This is a genomic window from Paenibacillus ginsengarvi, from assembly GCF_003626695.1.
GTDB classification, from domain to species: domain Bacteria; phylum Bacillota; class Bacilli; order Paenibacillales; family NBRC-103111; genus Paenibacillus_AB; species Paenibacillus_AB ginsengarvi.
Map to the genome: position 1 here is coordinate 85134 of NZ_RBAH01000015.1, position 14564 is coordinate 99697.

At 59.1% G+C, this 14564-nt stretch carries 5 protein-coding genes; 3 read left to right on the forward strand and 2 right to left on the reverse strand.

Annotated features, from left to right (window positions below; all coding sequences use genetic code 11):
• Positions 1 to 242 precede the first annotated feature (242 nt).
• Positions 243 to 2432: a PAS domain S-box protein gene (locus tag D7M11_RS20265; protein ID WP_205127087.1), complete on the forward strand. Its 2190-nt coding sequence runs from the start codon at positions 243 to 245 to the stop codon at positions 2430 to 2432.
• A 158-nt stretch (positions 2433 to 2590) separates the two neighbouring features.
• On the opposite strand, the gene D7M11_RS20270 is transcribed toward D7M11_RS20265, so the two are convergent.
• Positions 2591 to 3670 (reverse strand): exo-alpha-sialidase, encoded by a 1080-nt coding sequence (locus D7M11_RS20270; protein ID WP_120749071.1) that lies wholly within the window; start codon positions 3668 to 3670, stop codon positions 2591 to 2593.
• Between the two features lie 293 nt (positions 3671 to 3963).
• On the opposite strand from D7M11_RS20270, the gene D7M11_RS20275 reads away from it, so the two are divergent.
• On the forward strand, positions 3964 to 12423 hold the full coding sequence (locus D7M11_RS20275; RefSeq protein ID WP_120749072.1) for a glycoside hydrolase family 94 protein: 8460 nt from the start codon (positions 3964 to 3966) through the stop codon (positions 12421 to 12423).
• 84 nt (positions 12424 to 12507) lie between these two features.
• Here D7M11_RS20275 and D7M11_RS20280 read toward each other — a convergent pair whose 3' ends face one another.
• Positions 12508 to 13638: an SGNH/GDSL hydrolase family protein gene (locus tag D7M11_RS20280; protein ID WP_158606739.1), complete on the reverse strand. Its 1131-nt coding sequence runs from the start codon at positions 13636 to 13638 to the stop codon at positions 12508 to 12510.
• 270 nt (positions 13639 to 13908) lie between these two features.
• Here D7M11_RS20280 and D7M11_RS20285 point away from each other — a divergent pair, with 270 nt between their 5' ends.
• Positions 13909 to 14484 carry a DUF7010 family protein gene (locus D7M11_RS20285; RefSeq protein ID WP_120749074.1) on the forward strand — a complete coding sequence of 192 codons (576 nt, stop codon included), beginning with the start codon at positions 13909 to 13911 and terminating at the stop codon, positions 14482 to 14484.
• Positions 14485 to 14564: the final 80 nt, after the last annotated feature.

The following is a 14564-nucleotide window of genomic DNA, read 5'->3' on the forward strand; positions in this document are numbered from 1 at the left end:
CAGACTGCTGCCATTATACCATGAAGCTGCCCCGTTTCGCACGAGCGTGACCGAACGCCCCTTGCCGGACAAAAAAATTAATCCATTCACATTGAAATACTTGGAATTTAAATTCATATTGAAAATCGCGAAAAGGAGGCAGGGATTCCCTCCTTTTTGTCTAACTATTGTCACCATACCCGATTCCGAACTATAAAAGGGATGACAATGAAATGTCAAATAGCTCAGGTTATAGCGGAAGTATGCAGCAGGTTGAACTGGCGTCGTTTATGAGCTTATCGAGCGACGGTATTGTTATCGTGGATACGGACGGAAAAGTGCTGGAGCTAAATCGCGCCTTTGAGATGCTGCACGGCTGGTCGCGTGAGGAGTTGATCGGCAGGCTGCTGCCGGTGACCCCGCCTCATCTGATCGAGGAAGGGTGGAAGCTGTACTTGAAGGCGATGTCCGGCAGCCAAGTAAACGGCGTCGAGACGCTTAAGCAGCGCAAGGACGGCAGTATGTTTCATGCCAGCGTCACCATTTCCCCGGTCCAAAATGCGGAAGGCCAAATCGTTGCTCTTATCGCCGTAGAGCGGGACATCACACAGCAGAAGCTGATGGAACGAAAGCTCGCGGAAAGCGAGGAGCGGTACCGGCAGCTCGTGGAGTATTCGCCGGAGCCGCTACTTGCGCTCGACGATTTCGAAGTGTATTATGCCAATCAGGCCGCCGTTCGCCTGCTCGGCTCGCAGCATGCCGGACAGCTTACGGGCAGATGCTTCCTCGATTTTATCGGCTCGGAGCATCCGATCGATATGGCCGTCTCCATCGAGCAGCTGCTGGCGAACGATTCCCCGTCCGACACGATGACGATGAAGCTCGTTTGTCTCGATCAATCTCTGATCGAGGTCGAAGTCCGAGTCATCCCGATCGTCTCCCGCAGCAACTCCTCCGTGCAGTTGCTGCTTCGGGACATAACCGGGCGGCCCAAAGCGGCCTCTCTGCAAGAAACGGAGCAACTGTACGAATGTCTCGTCGAAAATGCGATGACCGGCGTCTGTTTATATCAGGAAGAGAAGATGGTTTATGCCAATCCGTATTTTGCGGCCATGTTCGGCTACACGGGGGAGGAGGCTTTGCAGGCGACTTTAGGAACGTTTATATGGGAGGAAGATTACGAGAACATACGAGAAATTGCCGCGCAAACGCTGGAAGGCCGGCTGTCCACTTTTCCTTTTTCCGTCAAGGGGGTCAAGAAGGACGGAACGCTTATCTACCTGGAAGGACTGCTGACGGCCACAACATTCCGGGGGAAGCCTTCGCTGCTCGGCACGTTTCAGGACGTCACGTACAAGTTCAAGGTGGAGGAGGCGCTCCGCGAGAGTGCCCAAAGGTATCAGCGGCTGATCAAGTTTTTGCCGGAACCGATCGTTGTCAGCGATGAGGGCGTGCTGATCTATGTCAACAAGTCGGCGATGAAGCTGCTGCGGGCAAAGAGCGAAGCGGAACTGATCGGCAAAAGCTTGCTGCATTTTATCCATCCGGATCATGGAAGGACAGCGCGAGCTCTGTTGCAAAGGGCGCTTCGCAAGGACGAGCCGTCGCAGTTTCGCGAGCTTCCCATCCTGTGCTGCGACGGGCAGTTAATCGACGCGGAACTATCGAGCATCCGCATTCATCACTACATGGGCAAAACGGTCGTTTTGACCGTTCTGCGCGATTTGACCGACCGGAAACGCGCCGAGGATATACTCGTACGCTCGGAGAAGCTGTCCATCCTCGGGCAGCTCGCGGCCAGTCTTGCGCATGAGATTCGCAATCCGCTTACTTCGCTCAAAGGTTTTACGCAGCTGCTCAAATCGAAGGCGAAAGAGGATGTGTTTTATTACGATACGATGCTGACCGAGCTGGAGCGGATCAATCTGATTGTCGGCGATTTCATGACGCTGGCAAAGCCGCAGCTTGCCCAGTTCGAATATGGCAGCATCAACCGGATGCTGGAGCATGTCGTCTCCGTCCTGAACCACCAGGCCGTTATGATGAATGTCAGCATCGTATCCAAAGTAAACAAAAAGCTGCCTGACGTGTATTGCGACGAGAATCAATTGAAGCAGGTGTTCATCAATCTGATCAAAAATGCGATCGAAGCGATGCCGAGCGGCGGCAACGTAGTCATAACAGCGGAACAAAACGGAGAACACGTATCGATCAAAATCAAGGATCAGGGAGAGGGCATCTCCGACTCGATCGTAGAAAAGCTCGGAGAGCCGTTTCTTACGACCAAGTCGAACGGCACCGGACTGGGTCTCATGATCAGCTACCGGATTATGGAGCAGCACGGGGGAAGCTTGACGATCAGAAGCGAGCTCCATAAAGGGACGACAATCGAGCTGCGGCTGCCAATCGACGGCAAACGGGTGAAACGTCCGCCGGTTTCCCAGCTTCTGTAAGCACGGAGGAAGCTGGCGGATGTACGGCTGCGGCCTCTTAAGCCAATGGGCTAGCGCTTTATCGTATTTAATGTAGAAGGACCTTCGTTCCCTATGCGGGATGAGGGTCCTTTTTGTTTTTGAGAGCCTTTCCAGCATCGAGCTTAGGCTCCAGCATTTCACGACTCTACGCTAACGTAGGAGCCGGCGATGTATCGTTTGGCGTCGCTTCCATAATAGTAGTACGAGATCAGCACGCGGCCGTCGTCAAGCTGCACCGCGCTCGTATAGCCGATATCCCCGCCTAGTCCGTCCTCGCGCACAACCGTTTCTTCCGCCGTATCGATATTCGAGCATTCGGGATCGAATACCGCGACGCGCACGCCGAACGGCTGATACCGGTAGCCGTAGCTCATAAAAACGCGGCCGTCGCGCAGCCGTAGCACGTGAAACGGGCTCGGCGAATAGATGTCGTGCCGAACCGGATCGCTCCAGGTGCGTCCGCCGTCCAGCGATTCGGCGGTGAACAGGGGCGAGCCTTTTTCGCCCTTGGGGAGCTGCTTCTTCAAGCTTCTAATAAAAAGAATCAGCTTGCCGGATGGAGTCACATACAAGTTCGGCTCGTGGAACAGGTACCCCTCCGCTGCCGGAACCGTGGCGATGGGCGACCAGGTTACGCCGCGATCTTCCGTGCGTGCGATGATCACATCGAACGAGTCCCCGGACTTGCCGTAAAGGGGGGCGAGCACGGAACCGTCCGCCAGTTCGGCGCAATTGCCGCGAATGGCCATGTCCGCTACCGGAATCGGGATCGGACGATCCCAGGTAGCGCCGCCGTCTGCGGAACGAAGCGAGAAGCTGCCGACATTCCGTGCCGCGTACCGGTCAAACACCGTATGCCAAATGCCGGTTGTGCGCTCCGGCGCCTCGTCCTTCTCGTATACTTTCCACATGAAGCAGGTGGCGAGCAGACTGCCGTCCATCAGCACGTTCAGGCAAGGGTCTTGAACGCCGTAAAAAAAGTCGTCGTAGAGCACATTGGCCCGCTCGCCCCAGCGGTCCCCGTCGGCGGAAGCGATCCAAACCGCTTTGGACGAAGGATCGACATGAGTGATGGAGCCGTGGGAACCGCTGCGGTCCGGAGCCTGCCGGAAGCCGAGCAGGAAGGAGCCGTCGCTGCGGCGGACGACGCTCGGAAAGCTGTTGTACTGATCGTCTTTATACAGCACTGTGTGATTCAAAACTCGAATCGAAGTCATTCGGATGTACCCCTTTCTTCTTCCAAACGAATGCGTGCGATGATTGCAAAAAAATCGGGAAAATGGCTCTGGCGTTTTGTGAGCACCTTAACTATACCATAAATTGGGTAAACACATACCTGTAAAAGTTAAATTTAGTCTCAATAATTTATCCCGTAACACAATAAGAGACAATTTTAGCGGTTTGTCTTGTTCGGGACAGTAAGCTCGGCTGTTGCTCTCATAATTTTCCGATTGTTTGGGAATATTACTCAAATGAACTAATGGATGATCCAGAGGAATAAGGGGGACTCATGATTCCAACAGTCGAGCAAATGGAGCAACAAGCGCGAGAGCTCGCTCTAACACATCAACCTGGTCCGGCCAGCGCCTATTCGGCGGTGTCGGTCCGGCGGACGTTTCGCCGCAATCTGGAGCTGCTGCGGGACTTTGCGTTCGAACTGAAGACGGTCGAACCGTCCGGCCTTCAGCCTGCGGAGCAGTGGCTGCTCGATCATGCCGATTATATCGAAGCGGAGGCTTTTACGGTTCTCGCCGAGCTTGCCAAACGAACAGCCCACAGGCTGCCCCGGCTGCTGCCGGGAGCGGAGCCGCGCATCCTCGCTTTATGTTCGGACTATATGAACAAGACGGACGGCGCGCTTGACGAAGAGTCGTTCGTCCGGTTTTTGAATGCGTATCAGGACGTATCGGTGCTGACGATTGCCGAGGCCGGTACGGTTCCGCTCTGGCTGCGCATTGCCGCCATGGACGGGCTGGCCCGGCTGATGCGGGGCGTCCGCGAGAGGCGGCGGTCGTTTACCGCCGTCGACAAGCTGCTGGAGCCCGTGCTGCAAGGCAGCCGCAAGCCGGATGCAGGCCGGATCAAGGATGCGCTTGAGGCGGCCGGCCATTCCCTCCCGTTATCCGTCCCGGTCGTCGTGCATCTGATCAGCCGGCTGAACGAATGGGCCGATGAGGCTGGGGAAGTGCGCGAATGGCTGCTGTGCAAGCTCGAAAACGGAGCGGACAGCTTGAACCGGATAACGATGTACGAGCATCAGCTTCAGGCTTCGTACGAATGGATGGCCGGCAATCTGATCCAGGCGCTGCGTACGGTATCCCGCTCCAGATGGGACATGTTGTTTGGCCGTGTGAGCGTCGTCGAAAGGACGCTGGCCGAAGAACGGGCAGGAACGTATACGCAGATGGACGCGACGAGCCGGGGGACGCTCCGCAGACAGATCGAACGGCTGGCGCACGGGTATGCGATGCCGGAAAATGTAGTTGCGGAGCAAGCCGTTTTGCTGGCGGATCGGCATTTCGCAAGGCATCAGGCGGAAACTGGCGCCGGGGGCGGCAGCGAAATGACCGCCAGCGAGAGCGGCGTCGCGGACGCGGATGAGGGCGGCACGAAGGATAGCGAAGAAGGCGCGGCAGAGGGTGGAGGCAATAATACCGGGACCGGAGGCGGTTTATTAGGCCGCCTGCCGTCCCGTTCCTGTTATGCCGCCTATTACCTGCTTGAGCCTGCCGGGCAGCGGCTGCTGCTCGCTTCGCTGCGCGAATGCGGGAAGCCAAGACGGCTGGCAGGTTTTAGGCGGGAGCGGACGGAGACGCGTTCCTATATAACGGTATTATCCGTGCTATTCGCAGGGCTGCTCGTCTTGACCTTATTCGGCATCACTTCCGCCGGTGATGGCACGCGCAGTGTTCTTGTCTGGCTGGCAGCCGCTATTTTACTGCTCATTCCGGTGAGCGAATGGGCGGTCACGATTGTCCATGGCCTGATCGGGCGGCTGTTCACGGGCAAGCCGTTGCTTCGCTACGACTTTTCCAGCGGCATCGCGGCCGATGCGGCTACGATGACCGTCATTCCGGTCATCTGGTCGACCCCGGAAGAAGCGGAAAGCATGGCGGACCGGCTGGAGCTGCACTATTTGGCCGGCATGGACCCGCACATCGGATTTGCTTTGCTCGGGGATTACCCGGATGCGGATTCGGAACATACGGCTGCGGACGGTGCGATTGCCGAGGCGGCGATTGCGAGAATCGAGCAGCTTAACCGGACTTACGGCAACCCGGAAACCGGCGAAGGTCCGTTTTATTTGTTCCAGCGGGCACGGAAATGGAACGATTCTGAACAGGTATGGATGGGATGGGAGCGCAAGCGCGGCAAGCTGGTCGAATTTGTAGAGCTGCTTGGCGGCCGCGGCGACACGAGCTTTTCCTGCCTCGCGGGAGACTGCTCGAGACTCGCAAGATTCCGCTATGTGCTTACGCTCGATGCCGATACGGAGCTGCCGATCGGCGCGGCGCAGCGGATGATCGGAACCATGCACCTTCCTTATAACCGGGCACGCCTGAACGACGAGGGGACGAGGATAGTTGAAGGCTACGGAGTGCTTCAGCCGAGAGTGGGCATCAGCTACGAAGCGGTAGCTTCTTCGCGTCTTGCGAGGCTTTGGTCCGGGGAGCCGGGCATCGACCCTTACTCGTTCGCGATTTCGGACCCGTATCAGGATGCGCTCGGTCAAGGGATTTTTACCGGCAAAGGCCTATTCGATATCGCCGCCTTCCGGCAAGTGCTAAACGACCGGATTCCGGACAACCGCGTGCTCAGCCACGATTTGCTCGAAGGCGGCTTTTTGCGGGGCGGCTTGCTGTCCGACATCGAGGTTGTCGACGGTCATCCGGCAACGTTCCATTCGTATCAGAAGCGTCTGCACCGCTGGGTGCGTGGCGATTGGCAATTGCTGTGCTGGCTTGCTCCGCGCGTATCGGACCGGTGCGGCCAAAAGCGGCCGGTCGATCTGGCGCTGCTGACCCGCTGGCAAATCGTCGACAATTTGCGGCGAAGCTTGCTTCAGCCGGCCTTGCTGCTTCTGCTGCTCGGCAGCCTGCTGATTTCCGGAGGGGCGGGGGTGGCGCTGCTCGTGCTCGGACTCGCCACGATCGGCATTCCGGTCATCCGCGCGGTACTTGCTCCCGTCCGGCTCGCGCGATTCCCGCGCACGCTGCCGACGACAGCCGCGCAAGCGCTTGTGCTGTTGATTATGCTGCCGTATCAGGCGGTCTTGATGACCGATGCGATTATCCGCACCGTGTACCGGCTCGGGGTAAGCAAAAGAAAGCTGCTGGAGTGGACGAGCTCGGCCGAAATCGAACGGCGGGCCCATCCTTCGCGTTCCGCGATTTTGGGAATGGGCGGCGGGATTGCATCCGCGATTGTATTCGCCGCAGCCGCCCTGTTCGCTGCGCCGCCGGGCCTCCGCACGGCAGGGCTCGTAATTGCCGCCCTTTGGCTGCTCGCCCCCGTCGCCGTTCGCTACTTAAACGGCGCTCCTTCCGTCAGAAGCATCGGACTTCAGGAAAGGGAGCGAGAGCGGCTGCGCTTGCTCGCACAGAACATATGGGCGTACTACGAAGATTACGCCGGTCCGGCGGACAACTGGCTGCCGCCAGACAATGTGCAGATGGAGCCGCCTAACGGCGCAGCGCACCGGACATCGCCGACGAATATCGGACTGATGATGGCATGTACGCTTTGCGCCCGCGACTTCGGGTTTGTCGATACGCCCGGCATGCTGGATAGACTCGAACGTACGCTTACAACCATAGAGCGGATGGAGAAATGGCATGGGCATCTGTATAACTGGTACGATACGGTATCGCTGCACCCGCTGCCGCCCGTTTATGTATCCACGGTCGATTCGGGCAACTTTATCGCCTATCTGGTTGCACTGAAGCAAGGGGTGCTGGAATGGGGCCGCCGCGACGATGCGCCGAACCGCGACGGCTCCTTAGCTTTACGCGCCGAACGGCTGGCAAAACGGATCGAGGCGGTCATAACAAATACCGATTTCCGCCCCTTGTACGATGAAAGCGCGCAGTTGTTCGCTCTCGGCTACCATGTCGGGTTGAACCGCAGAGAAAATATTTTGTACGATCTGCTCGCCTCGGAGGCGAGACAGGCGAGCTTTCTAGCGATCGCGTTCGGGCAGGCACCTGTCTCGCACTGGTTTAAGCTCGGTAGAGCGATGGTCCTCTCCGGACGCAGGCCGACGCTGCTGTCGTGGTCGGGTACGATGTTTGAATATGTGATGCCGTCTCTGCTTATGCGGACGTATCGGCAAACGGTATGGGACGCAACGTACCGGGGCGTTATCGACCGCCAAATCGAATACGGCCGCCAGCGGGGCGTGCCGTTCGGTATTTCCGAGTCGGGCTACTACGCCTTCGACTATGCGATGAACTACCAATATCGCGCTTTCGGCGTGCCGGGACTCGGCTTTCAGCGCGGGCTGGAGCACGATCTCGTGCTGGCACCGTATGCGGCGATTATGGCGCTCCCGTTTCGCCCCGAGGAATCGCTCGCTTCGCTAAGCCGGATGGAGGCGATGGGGGCGGTCGGAAAGTACGGCTTTTACGAGGCGATCGATTGTACGGCCTCCCGGATGCCAACCGACCGAAGCCATGTCGTGATCCGCAGCTTTATGGCTCATCATCTCGGGATGAGCCTGCTGACGCTCGGCAATATGCTGCTTGAGCGAACGATGATCGACCGCTTCCATGCGGACAAGCGCGTGCAGGCTGCAGAATTGCTCTTGCAGGAGCGGCTGCCGCAAAGACCGGCGATCATCAAGCATACGGCGACGGCGCAGCATGAACGGACGTATGAGCCGCTTGCCGGGACTCGCGTTCCGCTTCAGCAATTTACGAGTCAAACCGAAACCCCGGAGGTGTGCGTCCTCTCCGGAGGAGCGTATACGACAGTAGTGTCCGACAGCGGCGGAGGCTTCAGCCGCTGGGAAGGTCTCGCCGTATCCCGCTGGCACGAGGACCCGGTGGCGGAGTCGCCCGGGAGCTGCCTGTACATCCGCGATGTGAGCACGGGGGACGTATGGTCGCCTTCCTTCGAGCCTTGCCGGACGAAGGCGGACGAAAGCAGTGTGCAGTTTGCGCTGGATAAGGCCGTTTTCACGAGGCGGGACGGGCAACTTGCGACAGAGCTGGAAGTGTGCGTGCCGCCGGGGAGAAGCGCCGAGCTGCGCAGGCTGACCTTGACGAATCACGGGGAAGAGACGCGAGTCGTCGAGGTGACGTCGTATACGGAAATTGCGCTCGCTCCCCCCGCTGCGGACAAGGCGCATCCTGCATTCAGCAAGCTCTTCGTGCAAACCGAATACGACAGCCGGGAAGAGCTGCTGCTGGCGTTCCGGCGGCCGCGCGACGGAAAGGAACGGACGAAATGGGCCGTTCACGGGTTATCCAGCGGCTGCGAGTCGCTTGGCCCGCTCGAGTACGACACGAGCCGTTCTGCCTTTATCGGCCGCGGTCATACGCTCGCCGCTCCGGCCGGTCTCGAATGCCGCCTCTCCGAAACGGTCGGTGCCGTGCTCGATCCGGCGTTCGTTATGCGCCGCCGCGTCTCGATTGCGCCTGGCGGCTCGGTGAAGCTGTTCGCGGTCACGGGAGCTGCGGACAGCCGCGAGGAAGCGCTGGCGGCTGCAGCGGACTTCTGCGGCGAGCAGCAGGCGGAACGCGCCTTCCAGCTCGCATGGACGCACAGCCGGATCGATCTGCGCCACCAGCATATTACCGCTCACGAGGCGACGGAATATCACCGGATGGCGGCACGGCTGCTGTACCAGTCGCCACTGCGCAAGGAGCGGGAAGCCGGCATAGCCGCCATACGAGCCGGGCAATCCGATCTGTGGCCGCTCGGCATCTCCGGGGATTTGCCGATCGCGCTCGTCAAGCTTCAGGACAAAAGCCAAATGCCGTTTGCGCTCATGGCGTTGTCCGGACATGCGTATTTGCGCCGCAAAGGAATCGGCTTCGATCTGGTCTTCCTGCTCGAGGCGGCCGGCGGCTATTACCAGGACATGCAGGAAGCGCTGCGGCGCGCTATTGAGCAAACATCCGACGGCGCGCCGACGCCTGGCGGCATTTTCCCGCTTACGGCGAGCACGTTGACGACGGAGCAGCTAGATCTGCTCTCCGCCGTTGCCCGCTTGACGCTGCGAGCGGACGGGCCCAGCTTTCGGGCGCAGCTTGCTCCCCGTTCGGCCCGCAGGGACAAGGCGGAGGCGGATTTGCCGCAAGGGGAGCTGCCTACGATCGAAGGGCTCCCGCCGGAGTTCCGGCTTCGTCCCGATTCCGATCCGGTTCCCGGGCGAGTGCCGGAAACGGAAGCCGGCGTCGGCACGGTCTCGAGCCGCGAGCTTTCCGCTTCGGACCCTGCCGCGCTCCCGAAGCCGGATTCGCTTCAGCTGTTCAACGGGTGGGGCGGGTTTGCGCCGGACGGGCGCGAGTACCGGATCTTGCTGCAAGGCGGCAAATATTTGCCCGCCCCGTGGAGCAACGTGATGGCGAACCCGAGCTTCGGCACTCTCGTGACCGAGCTTGGCACGGGTTATACATGGTGGCGCAACAGCCGCGAGTTCAAGCTGACGCCGTGGTCGAACGATCCGGTGCTCGACACGCCGGGCGAAGCATGTTATATTCGCGACGATCGAAGCGGAGAAGTATGGTCGGCGTCGCCTGCTCCGACGCTCGGCACATGCGCATTCGAGGTCAGCCACGGTTTCGGCTACTCGCAATTTGCACAGCGGAGACGGGATGTCCGGCACGAGATGACCGTATTCGTTCACCGGAGCGAACCGCTCAAGATCGCCCGGCTCGAGCTGAAAAATGAAGGGGACGAGCCGATTAGCTTGTCCGTTGCGTATTACTGCAATTGGGTGCTTGGCGTTCAAAGACAGGAGAATGCTCCCTATGTCGCCACGGAGTGGGATGCCGGGACGAACACGCTGCTTGCAGAGAATCATTATCAGAAAACGTTCCGCCATGCGACCGCCTTCCTGCACATGTTCGCGGAAGACGATGAGTGGGCCGGACAGACGCAAGCCGCGGAAGCGTCGCAGCGTGGGCTTTCCTACACAGCGAACCGGGCCGAGTTTATCGGCCGTGCCGGTACGATAGCTTTACCCGAAGGGATGCGGACGGAACGTTTGTCTAATAGGGACGGCGTGTTCGCGGACAGCTGCGGTGCCATTCGGATGAGCCTGACGGTTCCGCCCCGGACGGTACGAACCGTGTACGCGCTGCTTGGCGCCGGCGAATCGAAGGAGGCTGCACTGGAGCTCGTCCGCCTGCACAGGACCGGCGCGAGCTGCGACAAGGCGCTCACAGAGGTGCAGCAGTTTTGGCGCGATCTGCTCGGCCAGATCGAAGTGGAGACACCGAGCCGCGAGCTGAATGTGATGCTGAACGGCTGGCTGTTGTATCAGGCGCTTTCGTGCCGCATGTGGGCCCGCACTGCTTTTTATCAGGCCGGCGGAGCTTATGGCTACCGCGATCAGCTTCAGGACTCGCTGGCGCTGCTGCATGCGGCTCCCGAACTGACGAGACGTCAGATCGTGCTTCATGCGGCGCATCAATACGAGGAAGGCGATGTCCAGCACTGGTGGCATGAGGAAACCGGACGCGGGATACGCACGAAGTATACGGACGATTTGCTGTGGCTGCCCTACACGGTATCCCACTATGTCATTCATACGGGCGATGTCGGGGTTCTGGATGAGATCGCGCCGTTTCTGACAAGCGTGGAGCTGACCGCCGAGGAGCACGAAAGGTATGAGGAGACGGTTGTCTCGCCGCAGTCGGCTTCCGTGTACGAGCACTGTCTCCGCGCCATCGAACGAGCCTCCCGATACGGGGAGCACGGAATCCCGCTTATGGGCATCGGCGACTGGAACGACGGGATGAACTCGGTCGGCGACGAAGGCAAAGGCGAGAGCGTATGGCTCGGCTGGTTTTTGATCGAGGTACTGCGTTGCTTTGCACCGATGTGCGAGCTAAAGGGCGACCCTGAGCTGGCCGGGAAGTACCGCGAACGGGCGCTACAGATCGGCGAAGCGGTGAACGAGAGCGCCTGGGACGGCGCCTGGTACCGCCGGGCGTATACCGACGAAGGCGCCTGGCTCGGCACCGTGCAAGGCAAGGAATGCCGGATCGATGCGATCGCACAGTCGTGGTCGGTTATATCCGGAGCCGCTCCGGCCGAGCGGGCGACACAGGCGATGTTGTCGTTTGACCGCGAGCTTGTAGACCGGGCACTGTCGGTGGTGCGGCTGCTTACGCCGCCGTTCGATACGACGGAGCCGAATCCCGGCTATATTCAGGGCTACCCGCCGGGCATTCGCGAGAACGGCGCGCAGTATACGCACGGCGTCATCTGGAGCATTGTGGCCTGGAGCAAGCTCGGCAACGGGGACAAGGCGTTCGAGCTGTTCGATATGCTGAATCCGGTGGGCCATGCGAAAAGTCCGTCCGACGTGCGCAGGTATGCCGGGGAGCCGTATGTGATGGCCGCGGATGTGTATACCCGCGAGCCGGTAGCGGGACGGTCGGGCTGGACCTGGTACACCGGCGCTTCCGGCTGGATGTATCAAGCGGGTGTCGAATGGATTCTTGGCCTCCGCCGCGAACGGGAGAAGCTGTATATACGCCCGAGCGTTCCGGCCGATTGGCCTTCGTACTCGGTCCGCTACCGGTTTGGCGGCGCGTTGTACCGGATCGAGGTATTTCCATCCGCTGCGGACCGAAGCGGGGCGGATACGCCGGGAAGCGTAGTGGTCGACGGGAATATCGCCGAGCTTGAGGAAGCGGGAGACGGCTTGTACGTTCCGCTTGCCGACGACGGGCGGGAGCATGAGGTTATCGTTACGCTCCCGAACGCTCGTACCGGCGGAGCCGTAAAGGTGTAAGCCGGTACGACAGCAAGTAAAAAGCCTCTAAATCCGCTTGCCACATATGCGGGTTTTAGAGGCTTTTATTTTTGAAAGATGGCTCTACTCCAAAAGGAATCCTTTAAAATCGGCTCTGTCCGTTTCGCCCGAATAAACGTCCAACCGGTACAGACCGATATCCAGTTCGCCCAGCACCGTTTCCGCTCCCGTCAGCGGCTTCCGCTCGCCGTTCATGCGGACGTAAGTGTGAGGGCAGCCCGAGCGGTACGCCTTGAGCGTAAGCTTCTTTTTGGAGCACACGAATACCCAGGCGGATAACAGCGGCTTATCTTCACGATCCGCTTTTTCGTAATCGACGAATACTTTGAACGCGTCCGTAGGCGCCTCCGGCATCGTCAACCAATCCTCGGGCACGCAGTCGAATACATGCTGGCTGGAGTAGTCAACTTTCGTATACCCGTCCGCGAAGATGGTTCGAGGGCAAAGCTTGGCAAACAGAAACTGTGCCTCCGCCCTGTGGCCGATATCGCCGAAATGAAGCCGGTCCGATATGAGCGTACGGGCCGGAATGGACGAGTATAGAAGCAGCAGCTCGGTAAACCGGTTCAGGTCGATCAGCGCCAGGCCGTATTCGGCGGCAAGCTCGCGCTTGACTTCGTTTGCGACGGAGATGTGCTCGCTCGTTCGCATCGGGTATGTGCCGGCGTATTGGGTGATTACGCCCGGCTCCACTGTCGCCTGCGTAGTCAGTAGAAACGGCTGGATGCTTTTCGCGTAGCACCATTCGATGATGCTCTTGATCGACGTTTTGAAGCTGAGGCGATAGGCGTTCTCGTTCGGAAAACCGAGCCTGTCGTTAATGCCGAAGCCGATCCCGATCAAACGCACATCGCTGTACGCGGAGCTTTCGCCAAACTCCTGTTCAAGCACGCCAGTGGCCCAGTTCGCTGTCTGACCGCTGAAGCCGGCGTTGTACACGCGCAGCTCCGAATGGTTCGACGCTTGCCGGAGCAGCCGCTCCAGCACGGCCGAAAACGCGTTCGGCGACAAGTTGTCCGCCCCCAGCGTGTTCCGTGTCCAGTCGGATGTGTTCGACCCGTCAAATGTGCTGTCGCCGAAAAAGGCGATCGGGAACTTTTCGCCGGCAAGCCAAGATGTCCATGCGTCATGGAACGTATAAATCGGTTCGCGGAAGCGGATATCGTCCGCTCCTGCGATCTGCTGTTGCGTCAATCGTAGCACCTCCGAAAATCGCTTGAATTTCCATTCCAAATGTTACATGATTTCCGTGGCGAAATCTATAACGGAAGCCGGGCAGGCCGTGTGTTGCCCTCAGAATTCTGTTGCGATGGCTCTGACTGGACAAAGCGGTTGCCAAAGACGGACGGCTTGTGTCACAATCAATACAGATTTTGTGCGTTTTCCCTTGTTGGATACAATTCCCTTCAGCGTCGCACGACACGAAGGCATGAGAGTGACTACACAGAGAATAGGGGATTGGCAATGAAAGCGATGGAGCAGCATTATAGGGAAATGAGCAAATGTTTATCCGCGTCGGCCAAGCGGGGAGTGCCGATGATAACAGCCGGTTGTCTGTTCTGGCTAGCGGCCGGTATAGCCGGCTGTATTCTCCCGCAGCATATTACGGTCTGGGTGTACATTTTCGGCATCGGCGCGATATTTCCGCTAGGTCTCGCCATGTCCAAACTGATGAAGGCGGACATGTTTGCCCAGGGCAATCCGCTCGGCACGCTGGCAGGAGTCGTCGGAGCGATGCAAATGCTGTTCGCGCCCGTAATGATTCTGATCCTGTTCCGCGAGCCCGAATGGATTCCGTTTACCGTCGGCGTTTTGACGGGAGCGCACTTTTTGCCGTTCGGGGTTATTTACAGAAGCAAGGCATATTTCTTTCTGTCCACCGCCACCGTGCTGACTGCGGCCGCTACCGGCTACTTCGCGACGGCGCAATCTTTTCTGGCGACGCCATTTGCGGTGCTCGCGGTGTATGCATTCGTTTGCGTCTGGCTTGTAAAGGAAAATAAAGCGATAGTCGTTCGCGGCAGCGGCGTGTCGGCCTAAAAGGCCGAGTGGCAGAGCGCTGGAAGGGGAAGAGGGGGCTGATGCGGCCCGCTCTTTTTTGTCGATCCTAGATGGAATGA

Bases quoted from the DNA above. Each gene is read 5' to 3' on its own strand.
- D7M11_RS20265 (WP_205127087.1), top strand. From the start codon at position 243: ATGCAGCAGGTTGAACTGGCGTCGTTTATGAGCTTATCGAGCGACGGT.
- D7M11_RS20270 (WP_120749071.1), bottom strand. From the start codon at position 3,670: ATGACTTCGATTCGAGTTTTGAATCACACAGTGCTGTATAAAGACGAT.
- D7M11_RS20275 (WP_120749072.1), top strand. From the start codon at position 3,964: ATGATTCCAACAGTCGAGCAAATGGAGCAACAAGCGCGAGAGCTCGCT.
- D7M11_RS20285 (WP_120749074.1), top strand. From the start codon at position 13,909: ATGAAAGCGATGGAGCAGCATTATAGGGAAATGAGCAAATGTTTATCC.